11 protein-coding genes are annotated in these 21,458 nt (G+C 41.5%); 6 read left to right on the forward strand and 5 right to left on the reverse strand.

Going from position 1 to position 21,458, the window contains the following annotated elements:
* Positions 1 to 85: 85 nt before the first annotated feature.
* On the reverse strand, positions 86 to 4,858 hold the full coding sequence (locus Q0954_RS15375; RefSeq protein ID WP_299458336.1) for a translocation/assembly module TamB domain-containing protein: 4,773 nt from the start codon (positions 4,856 to 4,858) through the stop codon (positions 86 to 88).
* Between the two features lie 30 nt (positions 4,859 to 4,888).
* Between Q0954_RS15375 and tsaD the strand changes: the two genes are divergently transcribed.
* From tsaD to Q0954_RS15390, 3 genes are all read left to right on the forward strand, one after another.
* Positions 4,889 to 5,923, forward strand: coding sequence for a tRNA (adenosine(37)-N6)-threonylcarbamoyltransferase complex transferase subunit TsaD (tsaD, locus tag Q0954_RS15380; protein WP_299458340.1), 1,035 nt, complete (start codon positions 4,889 to 4,891; stop codon positions 5,921 to 5,923).
* Between the two features lie 537 nt (positions 5,924 to 6,460).
* The gene (locus Q0954_RS15385; protein WP_299458342.1) at positions 6,461 to 7,012 is read left to right on the forward strand and encodes a hypothetical protein; all 552 of its coding nucleotides are present in this window, start codon (positions 6,461 to 6,463) and stop codon (positions 7,010 to 7,012) included.
* Between the two features lie 202 nt (positions 7,013 to 7,214).
* On the forward strand, positions 7,215 to 7,520 hold the full coding sequence (locus tag Q0954_RS15390) for a GIY-YIG nuclease family protein (protein WP_299458344.1): 306 nt from the start codon (positions 7,215 to 7,217) through the stop codon (positions 7,518 to 7,520).
* A 426-nt stretch (positions 7,521 to 7,946) separates the two neighbouring features.
* On the opposite strand, the gene Q0954_RS15395 is transcribed toward Q0954_RS15390, so the two are convergent.
* The 3 genes from Q0954_RS15395 to Q0954_RS15405 form a co-directional block, all read right to left on the reverse strand.
* Positions 7,947 to 9,794, reverse strand: a complete 1,848-nt coding sequence (locus tag Q0954_RS15395; protein ID WP_299458346.1) for a SpoIIE family protein phosphatase — start codon at positions 9,792 to 9,794, stop codon at positions 7,947 to 7,949.
* 352 nt (positions 9,795 to 10,146) lie between these two features.
* Complete coding sequence (locus Q0954_RS15400) at positions 10,147 to 12,372, reverse strand: 7TM diverse intracellular signaling domain-containing protein (protein WP_299458348.1); 2,226 nt, start codon at positions 12,370 to 12,372, stop codon at positions 10,147 to 10,149.
* Positions 12,373 to 12,500: 128 nt separating this feature from the next.
* On the reverse strand, positions 12,501 to 14,612 hold the full coding sequence (locus Q0954_RS15405; protein ID WP_299458349.1) for a SpoIIE family protein phosphatase: 2,112 nt from the start codon (positions 14,610 to 14,612) through the stop codon (positions 12,501 to 12,503).
* Positions 14,613 to 15,323: 711 nt separating this feature from the next.
* Between Q0954_RS15405 and Q0954_RS15410 the strand changes: the two genes are divergently transcribed.
* The 3 genes from Q0954_RS15410 (at position 15,324) to Q0954_RS15420 (ending at position 20,202) form a co-directional block, all read left to right on the forward strand.
* Entirely contained in the window at positions 15,324 to 15,785 is a 462-nt protein-coding gene (locus Q0954_RS15410) for a hypothetical protein (protein WP_299458350.1), read from the forward strand.
* A gap of 330 nt (positions 15,786 to 16,115) precedes the next feature.
* Entirely contained in the window at positions 16,116 to 18,233 is a 2,118-nt protein-coding gene (gene dnaG / locus Q0954_RS15415) for a DNA primase (protein ID WP_299458351.1), read from the forward strand.
* A gap of 544 nt (positions 18,234 to 18,777) precedes the next feature.
* On the forward strand, positions 18,778 to 20,202 hold the full coding sequence (locus Q0954_RS15420) for a hypothetical protein (RefSeq protein ID WP_299458352.1): 1,425 nt from the start codon (positions 18,778 to 18,780) through the stop codon (positions 20,200 to 20,202).
* 97 nt (positions 20,203 to 20,299) lie between these two features.
* On the opposite strand, the gene Q0954_RS15425 is transcribed toward Q0954_RS15420, so the two are convergent.
* On the reverse strand, positions 20,300 to 20,800 hold the full coding sequence (locus tag Q0954_RS15425; protein WP_299458354.1) for a hypothetical protein: 501 nt from the start codon (positions 20,798 to 20,800) through the stop codon (positions 20,300 to 20,302).
* Positions 20,801 to 21,458: the final 658 nt, after the last annotated feature.

Here is a 21,458-nt window from a genome sequence, read left to right on the forward strand (position 1 = left end):
TGCGTAGCCTTAGCTACGGAACTATTTTTTGAAGAAGTACAACGGTCAGAGACGAAATTCAGTGGATTAGGCTATTTTTGTAGTTTTACTTAGAAGAATCATCTGTTTTTTTGGGCGGCATAAGCGGCGAGTTGTTTTTAATTTTTTTCGCCTTTTTTGTGTGTTTTTTCTTCTCTTTCCCAGGCTTTTTTCCGGGCTTTTTCTTCTTGCCAAACCTCAACAAGTCCCTCAGGCTCGAAAAACTTTCGGTATACAACATGCTAAAACCTGCCGTGGTGTTCGAGGCATTGCTCAGGTTGATATTACCCAAAGGGCTTTGGTTATTCTTATTGTACATTTTTGCTCTAAAGCGTCCGTCATCACTTAGCATATATTCTATAGTCCATTCTCCTACCACGCTTGCCACATCGGTTTGGTTTTGAGTATTGGTAAACCCACCTGCCCTGCTAATGCGCAACCTGCCATCAAGCAAACTATAAGACACATTGAGTTGGGCAGCATCCAGGGCACTGGGGTCCAGGTCAAGCGTTAGCTCCAGGTTTTTGTCTACCTGAGAAACCCAGTTACTCAATTGGTTTGACAACAGCTCGGTAAGGCTACTGCCAGTGGCGGCTCCCAATCCAGTAAACCCAGTAACTCTGGGCGCAAGCCTTTGCAGCACCAATACACTAAATACCTGACGATTGAGTTGCTGTTCGTCGAGCCTAATGATAGACCTTAAGTCTCTAATGGCATCTTGTAACACTACATTGGGGGTCTTTTGAGCCTCGCTTAAGTCAATGTCCAGCTTAATTTCAGGACTCATAAGTTTGCCTCTTAGGTTAAGCAATACATTGACCGGGTAACGCCTTCTGTATTCAGGGTTTTGTGGGTCGGTCACTTGGTCTAAATTAATAAGCGGCATCAACGACACCTGCCGCTGATAACCCGCACTTATGTTGATATTGCTATCGTATAAATCGCCATTAAATACTACCCGGCTTCCCGCATTAATGTTAAACCCTTTATTGATCAGGTTGAGTAAGGTAAAATTGTAAGTTCCCTTAGAAATGATGTAGTCGCCAAAAATACTAAAATCCCCCTCTTCGTCCATCTCCAGGTTTATTTTACCATTGCCAGTTGCCCTGATCAGATCGCCCGCCTGGGCATCAAAAATAATCTCAAACTGAGCGTTGTCGTTCAAGTCCAGGTTAAAGTCCATTTTAAAACCCGTAAGGTCTACCTTTTTTACCACAGAAGATAGTTTTTTCTGCAAAGTATCGCTGAAGTTTACAAATTCGATATAACTCTTCTTTGATACCTCTGTGTAGCCATCCAACGGCATATAAATCTTGGTGCCCTTATCGCTGGTAGCATTTACCTTGAGTTCTACCATGTTATCGATGTAACCCGTTACTCTTAAGTTGCCCGATGCGTAGGCTTCGCCATAAAATACCTCGTTTGGAACAGCAGGTTTGTTGATCACCTTTAGGTTACTAAACGTTCCCTCGATGGCCATCAGAAAATTACTAAAGTAGTCGTGGTAAATCCCTCCACCTACCTTTAACACACGTTGCTTTGACTCTGCCTGGTAGCTATCCCAGTTGTCGTACAATGTCAATCTTTTGACGCCAATTTCGTTGCGTTTAAAAAATATTCGGTCAGAAAAATAAAACTTAGACCCCAGGTAATTGATCTTAAATGTGCCGTTGACTACGTCTACGCTGCCCTCCAGCACTGGCTTATCGAGCGAACCCAAAAGCTTGAGGCGCCCATTGGCAGAGCCATCTAAATTGCTCAGGTAAGGCTTGGCAAAAGGCGATAAAATCTGTAAATTCATTCCCTGTAGCTTTGCCAATACATCAAAACGCCGATCTAATGGGGCAAACGGATCATAGGTGCCATATACGCTCAACATAGGCTGCATACTTCGTCGGTACACGTCAAAGTCAATGGCTGCTTTTTTGAGCGAGTCGTTCCAGTTGAGCTTATTTATCATCAAGTCGCCAATGAGCACACTGTCCAGCATCATATTATAAATATAAGCCTCACCCACCACCTGTGGCTTTTGATAGGCGTGGTGCACTTTGAACGAGCTTCTGACCAAACCACTGGCGTTTACTCCAAACAAGTGGGCAAATGCCCCTATTCTTATATTGTTAACATCGAGCCGCAACGTATCCTGATCGTTATAACCCATCTTGCCATCTAACAAAATAGTGGCTCGTTTCTCGCCTCTTTTGATCAACAAATGGTCTACCACTACCGATGAGTCCCTAATCGTAATCAGGTGAGAGTTAAGTACTGTCCAGCGATGGTTAAAAATGTCCATATAAGAATCTTTGAAAGCAATGTCGGTACGTTTGGAGGTGATTTTGATACCTCCGGCAAGCTTCAAAAAATTTCGAATAGAATCTTCCAGCTGAGGGGTTTGTGCTACATTGACCGAAAAGTTGATACTGTCGCGCTGCCAACGGGTAGTAATAAGTAAACTATCAGTAGTAAAGCCCCCAAAATTTTGCTTGTTTGATTTAATGTAAAACTCAACGTCTACACTGGCACTGTCTATTTTACGACGCGACGACAAGTCTAAACCAGTATCGAACAATTGATTGTCAAGGTAACTTATTTGAGGAATATCATTGGTACTGTGAATGGTGGCAATCATAGAAGCAGAGTCTTGCACCAGGTACCCTTCAAAGTTAACATCGGGCGAAACAGACGCATTTACGTCTAAAAAGTTCAACACAGGGTTGATGTTTTTGAAGGTAAAACTATAAGCCAGGTTAAATTTTGGGCTGGGTTTTTTCTTTTTTTCTTCGTAATAATCTTTGATTTCTTCAGGGTTGTTGCGCAGGCTCATCTGGTACTCGTGACGAAGCTCAGGAATATTGGCAGCAAGCTGAGAAAACAAAAAATCACCTTCAAAGTGTGCTTTCAAAAATTCTGAATTAAAATCGACAGCACGATGATAGGCTCCAGTGCGGTCTTTTTTCTCAAAAGAACTGAACAAAAACTCTTTTTCAGGAGCCATCGTCTTGTCTTTGTATTGGAAGTAGGCTTTCCTCAGTTCTACAGTACCTACCAGACTGTCCAGGCTTAAGCCATAAATATCCATCAATAGGTTGCCCTGAATACGGGCAGGATAGGGAGATAAACCAATTGCCTGAAAGTCAACGTTTTTTATGGTAGACTCAAGGTCAAATTTCCCTTGGGGCAAACGTTTGATCGTCGAGTCTTTGTAGGCAAAGTTAATCTCGCCCTTCATTTCTAAATTGAAGTTGGGATCAAGCGATAAAAAATATCCTTTGAACCGCTTTTTACCCAGTTCACCATTGATCTCTATGTTGCGGTAATCATAGCCATTCACCCCTATTTTTTCTATAGCAGCATTAAGCGAAAACACCGCGCTCTTGGTAGAAAATCCCACCCCGTTGATGGTGCCCTTTAGGTTTACACTTTGTAGTAAGCCAGGGCGATTGAGCAATTTGCCCAAATCGAGTTCCTGGGTAGCCACCTTGCCCTGATAAGCCGACAAAGCTTCGTTGGCGCGTAACTGAAACCGGGCATCGGTAATAATGGTTCCCAGGTCGGTGCGTACCTTGCCTGTGGCTACAAAGTCGTTCATGGTGCCCACAAAGGAGCCTTGATATTGCATATTGCCAAACTTCTGCAAAATAGTATCAGTGGAGGGACTGTTTACATAACGACTGATATCGCTTGCCAACAAATTAGAATTGTCAAAGTCAAGATTCATCTGGGTAGAGTCCAGATTGGGCAAACCACTAAAGGCAAACTTACCTGCAATAAAACTATTTTTACCAAAACGTAGCCTTACCTTGTCTCCTTTAAAATCATTGACCTTGCCCGCTACCTTGCCCCATACCTTGGTGGCATCGTGCCAACCCCTAAAGTACTCGTCAAACCTTGCCAGATCTTCGTTATGAATAATGGTTTCTTTAAAACGTCCGCTAAAATCTACCATCGTGTTGAAGTCGCCCATGTGACTCAAGCGTTCGAACCTAAAAATCACCTCATCACGCAAAATAGACTTGCCCACACTACAATACAGGTTTCGAAACTCCATGCCCCGGTCAAACACCCGGAAGAAAGTCTGCAGACGATGTACCGGAAATTCATTGCCCAGCTCTTTGCCCGTAAGTCGTTCTATTTGTAATTGGGTAGTATCTGCCACGTTCAAAAAACGGGAGGCTTTTAGATTGATGTTGTCAATGCTAAAGTGATTGTAGTCAAACAAACGATGGTCTATCAGGGCTTCGGTGCGGTTGTCATCGTAGCCAAAATAGTTGTTTTTGAGAATAATTTTTTTGATGATAAATTTTTGGGAAACCGTCTTGGTTTTTTTTGCTTTGGGCGACGAAAGTAATTGCCCCAATGTGTCGGTAAATGCTACAATATTGAGCTGTTCAGAGCCTGCATCTATAGCCAGGTTTACGCTTGCCTGATCTACCTCTACTCTATCAAGCACAATTTTATTGTTGGCAAATATAGTTCGATAGCTAAAATCAACCACTATGTGTTGGGCAAAAATCATTTGCTTTTTTTGCAAATCCCGGATACTGACCTGCCGAAGAGTGGCTTTAGAACCGAGCCAATCTATGTCTAAGTGCTCCAATTCCATCTCAAACCCGCTTTTGCTGGTCAGGTAGCGCATTATTTCTTGGGTAAGCACGGTTTGAGTAAATGAAAAATAAAGGGCAAAAACAGCCAACACAGTAAACCCCACAACACTTATCAAAAAAAACTTTATTATTCTAATCGTGATTTTTTTAATAACTTGCCGGGCATTACGCATTACTTTGCGCCACGGTTTTGGTGCGTTTGATGTAACACTATTTTCTGCCAAAGTTTTTTGCATCTATTTTTTTTAACACCCTAATAGCCTAGGATGAACCCTGATTTTTTAAACTCAAATATTAAGCCCAGTACTATACTTGCTATAGAATCGTCTTGCGACGAAACATCTGCCGCTGTAATAAAAGATGGCAAAGTATTATCTAATGTCATTGCCAACCAACAAGTACACGAAGCTTATGGTGGTGTAGTACCTGAACTTGCCTCGCGAGCACACCAAAAAAACATTGTGCCGGTGATCACCCAAGCCCTTGAGATGGCAAAAGTAAGCAAAAAGGATTTAAATGCCGTAGCTTTTACAAGAGGCCCTGGTTTATTGGGTGCATTGTTGGTAGGCACCTCGTTTGCCAAGTCGCTTGCCCTGGGGCTGAGCATCCCTTTGGTAGAGGTAAACCACATGCAAGCCCACGTACTGGCTCACTTTATCGATACGCCCAAACCCAAATTTCCGTTTCTTTGCCTTACTGTAAGTGGTGGGCACACCCAAATAGTGTTGGTAAGAAATTACCTGGAAATGGAGGTAATAGGTGAAACCTTGGACGACGCGGTTGGCGAAGCTTTTGACAAAACAGCCAAGCTGCTGGGTTTGTCTTATCCAGGTGGGCCTATCATCGACCGTTATGCTCAAGAGGGCAACCCCCTGGCTTTTCCTTTTCCTGAGGTAAATATGCCCAAACTCAACTACTCGTTTAGTGGTATAAAAACCAACATTCTGTATTTTTTGCGCGATAAAGTAAAAGAAGACGCACAGTTTATCGAAAAAAACATGGCCGATATTTGCGCCAGTATCCAATATACTTTGATTCGCATTTTGTTGCATAAGGTAAAAAAAGCTGCCAAAGAAACTGGCATTAAAGAAATAGCCATTGCCGGGGGGGTTTCGGCCAATGCCGGATTGCGCCAGGCGCTGACAGACCTGGCTGTCAAACAACAGTGGCAAGTGTACTTTCCTGCGTTTGAGTATTGTACCGATAATGCGGCTATGATTGCCATTGCGGGCTATTACAAATACCAACAAGGAGAGTTTACCAACCAAAAGGTAAGTGCTATGCCCCGAATGAAATTCTAATAAAAAGCCACATTTCCCCCTATCAATAGTGGTTTTTCAAGCATTTAGAAACATCCAACCAGTCAAACGTAATGTTTGACTGGTTTACTTACACATCAACTTTTTGTTTCAATTACTCTTACCTATTCATTGGTAGAATGACTACCTTTTACCAAGCTGTAACTTGTTGGCATAGAATAGTGTTTTTGTGTAATTCTATTTTACACCTTATTTTTGTAAGGTTTTGATTGTATGTTTGTTATATCTATCCAATAAATCCCACGCTCTTGAATGTATCATTTTTATTTAATCGGCTTTTTATGATACCCAACACTTTTTTTCTTATATCCATCAATAAAAAACTTGTTTTTTAGACAAACCTTACCTAAGATGGTTTTTTAGACAAATAGATGCAAGCCTTACCTGTGATTATCCAACTAATTCTAGGATTTTATCTATAAAGGTATAAAATTTGCCTCTGAGTATTATTGTACGATGTTTTTTTCTATGCCAAACACCCAACGTATAGGCTTACAGATGTTAAAATTTTGATAAATTATGGCGCAGTATATAGCATTTTCCCCAAAGGTAGAAGTGTCTACCAATCTCATTTCCTCCATCATAGCAGCAATTCCTCAGCAAGAGCAAAAAGTAAGAAATATTTTCGCCCGCAATGGCATCAAAAACATACAAACCAGTGATTGGTTTGCCCAGCAAAAGTTTTTAAACAGTTATAAAGAAGTAGCCCAAAACTTAGGCCCTCACCTCTTGTTTGAGATGGGCAAGGCAATGTTTGAGTCGTTGAGTTTTCCCGAAGAAATAAGAACCCTGGAAGCAGCACTCAACCACCTTGATATAGTATTACAGCAGAGTCATCGCGAAGGACAAAGTGGGTACTACCGCTTGTTGAGCTTTGACCGACGTAAGAAAGAGGCCAGGGTAGAATGCAAAAATCCTTATCCCTGTTACCTCGACCGGGGCATTCTTACCGGACTAAGCCGTGGTTTTAAACCGAGCGATGCTTCGCTGATCAATGTACAACTAGACAGCAACTTGCCACATCGTTTGATTGGTGCCGAGTCGAGCATTTACAGTATTTTGTGGGTATAATAGCACCGTATGCTTTCTGCCATTATTTGAAGAGATAAAAAACGTTGAGTATTGTCGAAATGCTCAACGTTTTTTTGTGCCCAAATAAAACTTGGACTTTCTCTGTGTCCTCTGCCAAAGACTAAAACTGCCTCAGTTAGCCTTGAGTTTATACCCTCAATCTCGACACTTATTTTGAACATGTTCCTAAGCACAAGAAAAAATGCAGCAACATAACTATTTTATATACATCATCACCAACGCCCAAAGACAAACCATTTACACAGGTATCACCAACGATTTGGAAAGGCGACTGGATGAACATTACCGCAACCGAGGAAAAAAAGGAAGTTTTGCAGGGGAGAACAGTTGCCATTATTTAGTATACTGGGAACGATTTCAATACGTAAACCACGCCATTGACCGCGAAAAGCAAATCAAGGGATGGAGACGCTCCAAGAAACTAGCCTTGATTGAATCATTAAACCCTCAATGGCTCTTCCTCAACGACGAAATAGTTGATGAGTAGAAGAACAAAACACTTGGGCTTTCTCTGTGTCCTCCCGACGAATGGAGGGAGCACCTAAACCACCAGAAGTAAGAAAAAAACTTGGACTTTTGCCAAAGTAGCTGTTTTATACAAAGAAGTAAACAGAAAACAGGTTCCTCCATTCGTCGGAACGACAAGAAAAATTTGGGCTTTCTCTGTGTCCTCCCGACGAATGGAGGGAGCACCTAAACCACCAGAAGTAAGAAAAAAGCTTGAGCTTTTAACCTGTATTCCTGACAAACTCAAACAACAAAGACAGGTTTACCTTTACTATAGCTTGCGACTTGTCGCACCGATATGCATCGGTATCCAAGGACTTGAAGCTTGCCCCTGTCGGGGTTATGGACTATTGTTACACAAAAGGTATTCGTAAAAGATATAAAAAGCTTCCTGCAAATACTGCTGTCAGGGCAAGTGTACACCTATCACTAAAATATCATCTACTTGATTTTGTTCGCCCATCCATTCTTGTAAATGGTTTTCAAGCACTTGTTTTTGCTCTTTCATGGGTAGTGGGTGTATTTCAAGCAGCAGATTTTTCAAGCGTCGGGACATAAATTTACGCCCCTTAGGGCCACCAAACTGGTCTTGATAACCGTCTGAATAGACATAAAAAGTAGTGGGTTTGGAGGTGTCTATCACGTGTTTGGCAAACGATTGTTCTTTGGCATGGGCATACCCTCCCACCGGAAACTTGTCGCCTTTAATCTCATGCAGTGTACCCTCCTGAATGTATACAAGCGGGTTTTTGGCTCCAGCAAACTCTATTTTTTTGCCCTCGTGGTCAATTACCACCAAGGCCAAGTCCATTCCGTCCCGGTTGTGGGTTTCTTGTTGTTTTAAGTCTTTTCTAATGTGCAGGTGTAACTCATCCAGGATCTTTTCGGGCGACAGTATGCCTTGCAAACGAATGATTTGGTTGAGGTAAGCATTGCCCACCATAGACATAAACGCTCCGGGCACTCCATGCCCGGTACAATCAACCGCCGCCAATACAGTTTTCGCAGGTTGGGCACCTATTTGGGCAAACCAGTAAAAATCACCACTTACAATGTCACGAGGTTTAAACAATACCATGGCATCGGGCAACTGGCTTGTTACCTCTGCCTTGGGGGGCAATACCGCCTGTTGGATACGTTTGGCATAGTTGATACTGGAAGTAATCTTATAATTTTTTTCGGTCAGCTCTTCAGTACGCTTGGCTACCTTATCCTCCAGGTCTTTGTTCAAATCGCGGTATTTGGCAACCAAGCGCTCTATGCCTACTGTCATTGTCTGAAAAGACGAAGTAAGGTCTCCTATTTCATTGTTTGCCTTGATGTTAAAATCTACCTTAAACTTGCCTTGTGCCACTTGTTTGGCTACTTCATTGAGTTGCAGTACCGGCTTAAGCACCGTACGGCGCACGACCATTGCCACTACCAACATGGCCACTATAACCAATACCAACGATATAAGCATAAAGTTGATAATGAGCCCTCCAGCCTGATTAGCGTCAGCAAGCAGTTCTTCATTTTTACTCCTAATGAGCGGTTGTATCTTTTTATCCAGTAAGTTGTCTATCTTGTTCAATGATTGATGAAACTGCTTCATGAGGTTATTCTGAATGCTCTCCAAACGCATAAGTTCGTTGCCCAGGTTTACCATCACAGCAAAGTTTTCATTCATTTTTGCCACCCAGTCTTTGTCAGGGCGACTGGTGTTGAGGTAGTTTTTTTCAAACTTCAGGTACTTTAATTTTTTGTTGGCAATTTTATGGGCGCTTACCGAATCTTTTACAATTACATAACTTTCTATAGCATTGAGCAGCTCATCGTTGAGACTATAAAAGTCAGAAATCACCTTAAGTTTGGTTAAAATATCAGAGGAAGGGTTGTCTATGTATTTCTTAAATAAATCATCAATTAGCTCATCCTGTACAGTGACCATAGTTTGTACCGAAAATAACTTGCCATGCTTTCGGGTAGAATTAATGACTGCCTTAGAGGTGAGTTTGTTAAAATGGGCATACTCTTTTATCAGGTCTTTACCAAAGGCTATTTCCTGCTTGCTCTTGGCATATTTTTCATATAGCTTGATATGTTTGTCAAAGTCCGCCTGGTATTTTCTGATGTTTTCGGGTTGTATGTAGTTGTGGTTGTCTACATAGTCGAGCAATGAGTTGGCTATGTTAGACGCAATGATTTCTATCTCAAGCACTGCCTTCTCAAAAGGTTCTTCCAGGTTTACTATCTGTTCTATGTCGCGCTGCATATTTTTAACCTGAGTAAAAATAAACACCCCAACAAAAGATGATAAAACAATGATGATGATAATAACCGTTGTAAATAGTTTTTTTAGACTCATAAAGCAGGTGCCTCATATTTGTGGTCAATTAATAACAAGCACGGTATGTCGGAAAAGCCAGTGAGTGGCTTGTATAGCAAGCCCTGCAAACAGGGTTGAGCAATTATGCAGGGCTTATGCCCTGACATAGCTTTAACGAAGCACTTATACAAAGGTGATTTTTTTGACTGAATAAGTAATCCGCTCGTTGTGAAAGCTATACTACCTATCAAGGAATTTGTCAGCTAAAAAAGCTGTCCATACATTGTGCCAGTCCCGTTTATAGCTTTACTCCCATCACCAATATATCGTCGCGTTGTTCGGTGCCCTCCATGTGTGTTTTCAAGGTATTGAGCAAAGTTTCGTACTGCTCATTCATTGGCAAACCACCTACACTTTGTAACAGTTCGTTGAATCTTTTCCGACCTATTTTTTTACGCTTCAAGTCGTTTTGATCTATATAACCATCACTGGTCAGGTACAGGTTATCGCCCTGAAACAAGGTAAACTCATGATTGGTAAATGTACGGTCAGCAGTTTTTACCCCTCCTACATGTATCCGGTCTCCTTTGATCTCTTCCAGCTCACGGGTAGCATCACGCAAGAAGTATAACGGACGACGAGCCCCGGCATACGTAATATTTACCTGAGTGTGTTCACCATACTCAAGCACACACAAACAAACATCCATTCCTGTATCACTCTTATAGTCCTGGTGACGCAAAACATTCAATACTTCTTCGTTGAGCCTTCCTAAAATCTCTGCCGGATCAAATACCTGTTCCATTTTTACTACCCTATCCAGCAAAGTACTTCCAATCAAGCTCATAAACGCTCCGGGTACCCCGTGCCCAGTACAGTCTACCGCCGCCAAAAAAGTTTTGTTGTGCTCTTGTTCTTTGTGCAGCCAATAAAAGTCACCCGATACTATGTCTTTGGGGCTATATAACAAGAAGTGGCTATCCACCAACTTTGCCAATTCCTTTTCGTAAGGCAATATGGCGTTTTGAATGGTAAAAGCAGCTTCCAGACTTTTGTTCAACTGGATGGTTTTTTCCTCAAGGCTCTTTTTGGCGTACTCCAGCTCAGTAGCTTGGTCTTTGAGGGTAAGGTTCGCCGACTCTACCGCATCACGCTGCGCCATGATCTCTTCTTGTTGCTGAAACAACTCTTCGTTTTGGGCGGTAATTTCGGAGGTACGTTCTTGCACTTTTTGCTCCAGCACCTGATTTTGTTCAGTAATAATTCGTTCGTTTTCTTTGGCAGTAGCCAATGCTTCTGCCTGGGCTTCTATAGTCTCCTTTCGGTAGATGTTGATGCGGTCGGCAAGTGCCAACGATAAGAAAATCACTTCGATGACTGCCCCCACCTGGTTGGCATTGTCTACCAAAAAATGATTGGGCAAAAATCCGTAAGGTTTCAATACTACCATAAATAACCCAATCAACACTATAGTCCAAGCCATAATGTAGTATTTAGCGGCACGGTTGCCCCTGCGCCATACCAAAATACCCGTAAGTAACATCAATACAGAGGAAGTCATGACCGATAAGGTAGACGTGATAATGCTTATTTGATAGTCGGTGGTAAAGGTCACAATGATCATAAAAAACAAAACCACGCTAAAGCCAATTAACACCACATTCCAGCGGGGGACATATTTATAAGTTTGCAAAAAGCGAATGGCAAATAATACCGCACAATACGACCCAAAGGTGATGCTAAAAGGCAGAGCAACATTTGCCCACCAGGGATAATCACCCCACAAAAATTGAAAGCTATGTCCGTTGAGGGTAGATTGCCCCAATAGGTATGACAGTATATAAAGACAGTAAAACAGGTAACTGTAGCTACGAATGGCTAAAAATATAAACAAGTTATACATGAGCATGATCGCCATGACACCATACAACACTCCAAAAACGATTTCAGAAACCATGTTGGCTTCGTTAAACCTATGGTTGCTTTGCATTACCAAAGGCAATTGTAATGATCCCTGGGTATATACTTTGAGGTAATAAGTATGAACCTGACTGTCTGTCAAATGAAAAGGAATGACTACCTGAGGATGAAAAACCAGCCTGTTGGCAAAGGGTACATGGTCGCCCCATATCCTTTTTTGCCATTTACCGCTTTTGTCTTGGTAATGAAACTCTATATAATCTATTGGAGCATAGGCTACCTTCAAAAACCATTGGTTAACGCTTTCGAGGGTTTGCTCCTGGGGTTGGGTTTGGTTTTGTAATTTTAGCTTTACCCAAAAATGCGAGTGGGAAAAACCAAAATTAGGGTATTTGTCTTTAGAGGGTTTAAAGCGTTGCTGATTTTTAGGCTTCAACACCTGCAACAAGCTCAACCGTTGAGTAGAATCTTCCAGAATGGCTACTTTATCGCCTAAGATAATCTCTGATTGTTTTGTGGTAAGTTTTACTACTTTTTGGGCTTGAGCCCTTTGTAGTGTTCCTACCAGACAAATAAATATAATGATGATACTTCTGATAAACATATCCCACGTACGTCTGCTACCCCTAAATAATTTAAATTGAAAGTTGTGATTACACTCACACAATGTGCCAGTGCACCAATACAACTTCTTGCTTTATTTCAAATCTGATACCAAAGCTTCGCCTACTATCAGGTAATCCTTACCCCCATCAATAATATGTCATCTCTTTGCTCACTGCTACCCTGGTGTTTGTCCAACGTCTGAGTCAGTAGTTGCTGCTGCTTGGGCATTGCCCAATGCGCATTTTCCAAGAGTACTTTTACCAACTGTTCTGAGCCAAACTTTTTACGATCGTCGCTGTTCTGATCTACAAAACCATCGGATGATATATAAATGGCATCACCGCTATTGAGTACCAGCTCATGGTCAAAAAATTGTGCCCCTATATTTCGTTTACCTCCCAAATACCTTCGGCTACCTTTGTAGGTTTCTATGGTTTTTTCGGTAATCGACAAAGCCTGGTGTACCACATACAAGGGGCGCCTTGCTCCTGAAAACACTACTTTGGTTTCTTTGTCGTTGAGCTTCTCAAACGAACATATCCCCATTTCCATTCCTTCGTCGTTATTATTGCTGTTTTGCTGTAAAGCCAAAAAAATCTCAAGGTTCATCCGTTTTAAAATTTCAGATGGGGTTGTCACCCGCTCTATTTTCACAATTCTATCGAGCAGAGTATTGCCAATCATACTCATAAAAGCACCTGGCACTCCATGTCCGGTAGAGTCTACCACCGCCACTAAAGTTTTGGCTCTTTGGGGACTTTCGGTGGTTGTCTGAAACCGGGTACCTACCGATGACAACCAGTAAAAATCGCCTGAAACAATATTACGGGGACGAAATATAATAAAATAATCGAACAACAAATCGCGTAGCAACGCTTCTTGGGGCAAAATGGCTTGCTGAATGGTTTCGGCAGACCGAATACTGTTAAAAATGTGCAAGTGTTGGGCTTTGAGCTGATCGTTTTTTTCTTCAATGGCTTGGTGTTGCCTTTTGAGCTCTTTGTTTTGCAAAATAATATCTACCCGGTTTTTTGCCATCAGTTGGGTGCGTTCCTGATTAAATTTGTTGTTACGATACAATAAAAACCCTATCACCAGCACAAAAACCAAAATAAACAAAATAAAAATACCAATCACGTTTCTTCTGGCTTTAAAACGTTCATTGGTTGCCCGGTACTCTTTCAATGACTTGTTTTCTACCTCGTACTTCTCCAGTAAATGCAATAAATCCTGGCTTGCCAACTCGTTTTTCTTTTGGTCGTTCAAAATACTGTCCTGGTATGCCCTCGACTTCTCCAGGTAATGCAAAGCCTTGCTTGTGTTGCCCTTTCTCTTATGAATCTTATATAACAAATCACTAATTTCTTTGGCTTTGGGCTTGCTGCCTGAGTTGATTGCCAACAAATAGCCTTTGGTGGCATAAATCAACGCATTACTCAATTGGTTTTCTACCAGATAAACCCCTGCAATATCGGCACAGGCATATTGTTCATAGTCTTGATAATAGTGGTTTTTGTACCACTCATGCACCTCCAGTAAAAGCTGTAATGCTTTTTTGCGCTTGCCCAATTGAAAATAAGCACCTGCCCGGTTTGCCCTGGCTATGATTATCCTTAGGGTGTCGTGGGTAGCCAATGAATACTTGAGAGACTCGTCAATAAACTGAATGGCACGATTGGGCTTTTTGCTTTGAACAAAAGCATAGCTCAAATTAAGGTAAGCAGAGCCTATAGTGGCGGTATCTTTGATCTCAAGGCCTATTTTGAGTTGTTGTCTATAATACTCTACTGCCTTTTGGTGTGCTTGCCAACCATTGTATACATGCCCAATGGCACGCAGTACCTGGGCTTTTTTGAGGGCAACATCTACCTGTTCATAAATTTTGAGGGCAACAAATAAATAATCAAGTGCCTGAGAATAACTGCCTTGCGAAATGAGGTGGTGCCCCAGGTTATAAGAGGCATAGGCTTGCCCCAGTGGGTACTTTATCTTTTGTGATAGTTGCAGGGCTTCTTTGGCAAGAGTGATGGCCTCATTCAGTTCTTTTCGGCTATTCAAGTCGGACAATTCGTTGAGCAGGTCTACCCTTTGCTTGCCTTCTGACACAGCCAATACTTGCTGTAGGCTATCTATATAGTTTGATGATGGTTGTGCCCATAATGAGGTAAACAATGTTGTGATCAAACAAAGCCCAATGAACAATATTGGTACAGGCTTTTCCAGGTTCTTTTTATTCATTCTTTCTGTATAATCATCCCAAAATCCCCTCATATTAAACAATACCTTTTGATAACAGACCTCAAAAAAAACAGGTGCCTTACAAAATATTTTATGTAAGTAGTTTGTTTTATGTCTTTAACTGACCTTTCGCAGGTCAAAAACTTGTTTCATGTGAAAAAATACCACTCAGCAAAATACGCTTATAAAAAGCAATGACTCGAGTATCTGTGAGCCATTACTTCCCCGAATCAAGTTCGGGATCATGGATTTTCTACAGGTAAAAAAGTAATCAAAAACCCCGCAGCTGTAGTTTGTTTCGCCTAAATCTGTTGCACTACGCCGAAACAGCTCAAACTCGCTTCGCTCAAACAGTGATCTGTTTTTACGGCTTCGTTTCACAGATTCTTAACGGCAACAAACTAAGGCTGAGTCCAGCTGACGCGCTCATAAACCAACATTGTAATTCTTTTCAATTAAACAAAAAAAATCACTGCGAAAGGTCAGTCTTTAAGTAAAACCTCAAAAATACATTGTTCCAAGAGAGGGTAGTCCCTGTTTGTTGTGTGAGCGAAAAAACCGCAAGGCTTACACACTTTAATATAAGTAAATCCTGATAGGATAGAGCTTTTTTCACAAATATGGCTATTTTATCACACAATTAACAAAAAACACCTGTACAAAAAAGGATTACCTTGTATTCGTTTCATTTTATACTCGAAAAGCTAAAATATGAACTTTAACTACTTTAGGCGTTACTACTTTTATTTTTTATGCAGTTTTGCCCTGTTTTTATCTACTCACTACCAATGCATAGCTCAAACACATATGATAGTTCCCCCTGGCCCAGCCCCTAATACGTGCAAAATTATAGGTAAAATTATCAAAATAGCCCCAGTACCTCAAGTAAAAACACCACAAACTCCTTGCGAAAAGCAAGCTTGTCAGGCAGAAGTAAAAGTGGTAAAAATATTGGGCTGTGGCGCTGGTTTTCCTCAGTTTCAAGGGCTTAAGCCCACCATCACGGTGAAGTTTGTTTTCACCCTTGGGGCTACCCAGGCTTTATTCCCTCAGTTGAACAAAGCAATGCCAGGGTTAAAGGTGGGTGATGTGTTTGAGGCAAGCGTAGAAGGCATGGATGCTGCCACAGGCAGTAATAACCAATATAAGATTTATACTTATACCAAACAATAGTGTTCAGCAATGCACCGGGCAGAAAAAGGGGAGCAGAAAGAATTTAGGTAAATCAGTTAACTTAAATAGGATTGTGTGGTGTTTTGGATAGCTGATGGGCTTAGCTACTTTATTTTTAAGAATAATATTCTTATATTTGAAATGAAAACAGGCTCTTACAACTACTTACAATGAGCGAACTAACCGTAATCCTCTCTTTGTAATAAAAATGCAGTGCAAGAAGCCTGTAAACAAAAATGACACCAAATTAACGGTGTCATTTTTACTTCAAAAATAGTACCATCCCTTCGTTTTTGGACTCATTATTAAGCCTTTTAATTTTCTTTTTTTATGCGTATTTCAGAGGAAACCATCGAGCAAATTCGCGATGTAGTTGATATTGTGGATGTTGTGGGCGATTTTGTCTCACTCAAAAAAAAGGGAGGCAACTGGTGGGCACACTCTCCTTTTACCAATGAGAAAACGCCTTCGTTTTCGGTGTCTCCGGCAAAGGGCATTTTTAAGTGCTTTAGCTCAGGCAAAGGGGGCGATGCTATCACGTTTGTGATGGAGGTAGAAAAGCTGAGTTATCCGGAGGCGTTACGTTACCTTGCCCAAAAGTATAACATTGAACTTGACGAGGATGAGCCACCTACTCCAGAGGAGGTAGCCCGGCAAAACGAACGCGAAAGTTTGTTGATTGCCCTAGAGTACGCCAGCAAGCATTACGAAAAAAACCTCCACGAAACTCCTGAGGGTCAAGCCATTGGTTTGGCTTATTTCAAAGAAAGAGGCTTTAGTACCAAAACGATTGAAACTTTTGAGCTGGGCTATAGCCTGGATAGTTGGGAGGCTTTTACTAAACAAGCTCAAGCCGACCAATACAGCCTGCCTATTTTGGTAAAGGCGGGGCTTACCATAGACAAGAACGGGCGCTACTTTGACCGCTTCCGCGATCGGGTCATTTTTCCTATTCACAATTTGGCTGGTAAGGTGATTGCTTTTGGCGCGCGTATTCTCAAAAATGATAAAAAACAAGCCAAGTATCTCAACTCTCCCGAATCGCCGGTTTACCACAAGAGCAAAGTATTGTACGGGTTATATCAGGCAAAAAAATCGTTGCGTGACGATGATTGCTATTTGGTAGAGGGGTATACCGATGTAATATCGCTGCACCAGGCAGGCATAGAAAATGTGGTGGCAAGTTCGGGTACTTCGCTCACTTCTGACCAAATAAGGCTTATCCGTAGGTTTACCCCCAACATTACGGTATTGTACGATGGTGATGCAGCGGGTATCAAGGCGGCCATTCGTGGAATTGACCTGGTACTGGAAGAAGGAATGAATGTAAAAGTGGTGCTTTTTCCGGATGGTGACGATCCCGACAGTTACGTAAAAAAAGTGGGGGGTACGGCTTTTAAAGATTTTATCAATCAAAACTCTCAAGACTTTATCACTTTTAAGGCACGCCTGTACATGGAAGAAACCAAACAGGCGGCAAGCGGTGACCAGCCTTTCAAACGGGCCGAGATGATAAGGGAAGTGGTAGAGAGCATCACCAAGATTCCCGATGCCATCAAACGGTCGGTTTTTTACCGCGAATGCAGTGCTTTGCTGGAGGTAGACGAGGCGGTGTTGATTGATGAAGGTAATAAAATACTGAAGCAAGACGCCAAAAAGAAGCAAGACCGTCAGTTTAGAGAACAAAAAAAACAGGAAAGGGAGCAAAAAAGACAACAACAATTGCCTCCCCAAAACTTTGATTCTGGCCTTCCTCCCCCTGCCGATTTCCCATTTGACCTGCCTCCCCCACCCGATGGCGAATTTTATATCCAGGATGAGGGGCTTATTCAGGTTGATCCAGAGATGACTCCACCACCCCTTATTGGGGAAGGTGATGACACAGCTGTAGCCACAGAACCTGTTACGCCTCAAGACCCTTTTAAAAGCCCGATTGCTTTTCAGGAAAAGGAGCATATCAGAATATTGCTCAATTATGCCAACCACGACCTGAAAGAGGATGGCAAGTTGTGCGAGTTTTTACTGGACGAAATAAGTGAGGTGAAGTTTGAAACGCCTATTTATGCCAAAATGCTGGATATTTTTCGCGAACAACTCAAAGAAGATACCATCATTACAGCTGATTATTTTATCCAACAACACGAAAATAAGGACATGAAGCGGGTGGCGGTTGATTTGATTTCGGAAAGGTTTGAGATTAGTGAGAATTGGGTAGAACGTCACGGTATTTTTGTGCCCAAAGATGAGGAAATATTGGATAGTATGGTGCTCAAGGCAATTTTGCGGCTTAAACTACGTCATGTGCGCAAAATGCTGACCGAAAACAGCCTGAAAATGAATGACGCCCAAACTATAGAAGCTCAAGAGGCAGTGATGATGCTGCACATGGAGCTTAAAAGCCTGGAAAAAGAGATTGCCGAAAGGTTGGGGAATGTGATTTTGAAGTAAGTAATGCAGTCAAAATAACTTCCCCATTTTAACTGTATATTTTAGTCACTATACATCGTTGAAAAATAGCCGAATAGCGCTGCTATTAGCTGGCCATCCCTCAAGCTCGCTCAATATCCACTAGCATAGACAATTGAAATTTAATATTTGCATCAAGTATTTTAAAAGCCTACTTGCCTATACCTGCCAGGTTTCGAAAAACCTGGCAGGTATAAAATGCTATTTTATTAAAAATCTACTGACTGCACTACTGGATATTGCCGTGCCTTGTCTAGCGAAAAAATATTTACTTAAATTTGCTGACATTATTTCGGCAACATTACTAAACAATCTCACTTTTGATAAGTTGCACTACGGCAAGCGAAAAATAACGACTATAATCATTCAGCAAAACTTCATGCACATTTTGTTTTAATGTAAATTAAAACGTTATATTTATATAAAATAAGCATAAGCAATCATTGGTTAAGCCGTCAAGCAAAATTTGGTTGAAAGGCTTATATTTTATGTGGCTTGTCATAAACATTCATTAACTCCTAATTTTATGCATAAGAAAACCCAAGACCAGGATCATCAAAACACGGATGTTGTTCAACAAAAACAACAGAAGCAAGGCAAAGAAACTATCCAAAGCAAACAGGGTAGTAAGCCAACTATTCAGGCGAAACAACGCCCGATTAACTCAAAACAAGAGCCTGTTAGCACACAACAACAACCAATACAGCGAAAGCCAAAGTCAAGAGATATAGCCACTACCATGGGCTCACAATATGGTGTAGATACTTCTTCTTTGAAGATCAATCATAACTCGCCGTTTCCTAAAACAGTAAATGCCGAAGCGACCATTCAGGGCAATAAAATTGATTTTGCTCCAGGAAAAGACACCGAACACAATATCAAACACGAGATAGGTCATTTTATTACCAACGAAAAACGTGGAACTCCGCCCAAAGCCGATGCTTCTGTAAACGGACAACCCATCAATACTACTGACGAAAAGGCGGCGGATAAGATTGCGGATACACCTTTGCAACGCAAAACTGACACAAGTTTTAGCAACCCAAACAGTCAAAGTAGTACCTCTTCGATATCAACAGCTCCTATTCAACGCCTCAAAGATAATGATGATGAGATAACCATCAGCGACTTAAGTTATGGGCAAGCCCATACTTACCTTACCATGGTACGCGAAAAAGCAGTCAATGGCGAAGCACACCCCAACCTTACGGTAAGCGATACCGACCTTGCCCAGTTGCAGGCCAGGGTAGATACTACGGGAGCAGATGTTACCACGCTACGCTGTGTAGAAGGCGAGTTTGTACAAGCTACTGCCGAGCAGGAAGTTGACTTTGTAGGCATGAGTAGTTGTATGGCAATTACCTGTATTATGCAGGATGGTTCAAAAATAGCAGCTCATGACGCCCTCAATAACCGGGTACCTGGGGGTGGAGCGGTGGCAAAACTGGCGGCATTGGTAGAACAACACGAGAGTACAGTAAACAATGTAAAGGCGGTAGGCATTGGTTCTTGTTGGGGGCCTAATATGGAAACAAGCCAGCAGTTGATAGATTCTATAGTAATGCCAGAACCCTTTGATGGCGATGTGGAGGTATATAAACAACAAAAACTCAGAGCAGCAAGCATTGAAAATAATACGGATGATTTTATCCAATACCTAAAAGATTCGCTGGGTAATAAACCTACTACTTTTAAAGACATAGGAGAAGGAGGACCCAAAATACTGGCAAACGGCGATTTGTATTTGTATAACAAAGAAGAATATTATAAAGAATTAATTAGCAGGAAGGCTTACGAGTTATTTGAAAAAACCTGGACACCAGTAGACTTAGCGGATGTAAAAGAAGCCGTTAGAACTGCATTTGCAGGTGAGGGAGTGTATGATGATAATTACTTTAATCAAATATACTCTCAAGCACCAGGTATTAAAGATATGGTAAACCTTGGCTAAAACATAAAAAGTACTCCATTATTCATATCAAAATAAAACAAAAAAACCTCAAGCCAGTATTGCCTGACTTGAGGTTTTTTAATATTTCAATCACTCACTACTGCCCAATCAAAGGTACCTCGTTTACAGTGCCGTTATAGTCTCCTTTGCTTTGGCTATGTAGATTAGACACTGTATGAAACTTGTTTTGGTCGGTGCGGGGCTGAATAGAGATGGCACTAGACTTTAGTTGCAATGTGTCTTGGTTAAACACCACCATAGTCAGCTTGTTTTGCCCGCTGGTTGCGTCTGAATGGTAGTTAAAATCTTGAGTAAGCTTTTCTACATAACAAGTAAGTGAGTCTTGCGAAGTAAAGTGAAGCTTGAAAACGTGGGTATTACCGCTTATGGGTTGAATGTAGGCGGTGGCTACTTGGTATTTCACCAACGGCCCGTCGTTTTGTTTGGTAATTTCTCCATTGGCTTGGTTGGCTTCTGCCAAATCAGAGGTACTAATCGCCCAATTGGTGGCCACAGGGGTAGTCGTTTCTTTTTTCTTGCAGCTTATGAGGCATAGCATTGCCCACAAAACAACTGGCAGCATTGATAGTTTTTTCATTGTAGTAGTGGTTTTTTGTTCTGATCGTTCAACTGATTTATTGGGCAATGGGTTGCACTTTATGTAAATACTTTTGGAAGTAGCCTCATGTTTTTACCTTGCGGAATTTGGACGAGGATTTCCTGGTTTAAGCCTCAAGAAAATAAACAGTTGAGCAATGATTACTATGAACGACCCAAGTGATACTGCCCAAATAATATTATACATGAGGAGAGGATTACCCCCTACAAACACAAAGTATGGGATGGTATTGAACAAAAAGAGCCAACCGGGTATAAATGTGACTCTATGATAGCGAAACTTTGCCCTCAACAACCAATACATACAAGTAGAAGATAGTACGAGCAAGGGTAAGAACACCAACACAAACGTAAGGGTAAACCCAAACGAAATTAAATATTCCTGAATATAACGTTTTGCAGTGCTGTCAAACGCCTTAAATAAAGCTGCTAGTGAGTAACGATGGTTGCGTTAGCTGGACTCAGCCTTATTTTGTTGGCGTTAAGAAATTTGTGGAGTGAAGCCGTAAAAACAGATCACTGACCGAGGTACGAGGGAATGTTTGAGCTGTTTCGGCGAAATGAAACAAATTTTAGCAACAACAAAATACAGCTGCGGGGTTTTTGGTTACTTTTTGACCTGAAGCAAAAAGTAACGG

The sequence above is a fragment of the uncultured Microscilla sp. genome (assembly GCF_947493425.1).
GTDB lineage: Bacteria > Bacteroidota > Bacteroidia > Cytophagales > Microscillaceae > Microscilla.

What these genes read in the sequence shown, in the direction of transcription:
- Q0954_RS15375 (WP_299458336.1), bottom strand. Translation starts at nt 4,858, where the DNA reads ATGCAAAAAACTTTGGCAGAAAATAGTGTTACATCAAACGCACCAAAA.
- tsaD (WP_299458340.1), top strand. Translation starts at nt 4,889, where the DNA reads ATGAACCCTGATTTTTTAAACTCAAATATTAAGCCCAGTACTATACTT.
- Q0954_RS15385 (WP_299458342.1), top strand. Translation starts at nt 6,461, where the DNA reads ATGGCGCAGTATATAGCATTTTCCCCAAAGGTAGAAGTGTCTACCAAT.
- Q0954_RS15390 (WP_299458344.1), top strand. Translation starts at nt 7,215, where the DNA reads ATGCAGCAACATAACTATTTTATATACATCATCACCAACGCCCAAAGA.
- Q0954_RS15395 (WP_299458346.1), bottom strand. Translation starts at nt 9,794, where the DNA reads ATGCAGCGCGACATAGAACAGATAGTAAACCTGGAAGAACCTTTTGAG.
- Q0954_RS15400 (WP_299458348.1), bottom strand. Translation starts at nt 12,372, where the DNA reads ATGTTTATCAGAAGTATCATCATTATATTTATTTGTCTGGTAGGAACA.
- Q0954_RS15405 (WP_299458349.1), bottom strand. Translation starts at nt 14,612, where the DNA reads ATGAATAAAAAGAACCTGGAAAAGCCTGTACCAATATTGTTCATTGGG.
- Q0954_RS15410 (WP_299458350.1), top strand. Translation starts at nt 15,324, where the DNA reads ATGAACTTTAACTACTTTAGGCGTTACTACTTTTATTTTTTATGCAGT.
- dnaG (WP_299458351.1), top strand. Translation starts at nt 16,116, where the DNA reads ATGCGTATTTCAGAGGAAACCATCGAGCAAATTCGCGATGTAGTTGAT.
- Q0954_RS15420 (WP_299458352.1), top strand. Translation starts at nt 18,778, where the DNA reads ATGCATAAGAAAACCCAAGACCAGGATCATCAAAACACGGATGTTGTT.
- Q0954_RS15425 (WP_299458354.1), bottom strand. Translation starts at nt 20,800, where the DNA reads ATGAAAAAACTATCAATGCTGCCAGTTGTTTTGTGGGCAATGCTATGC.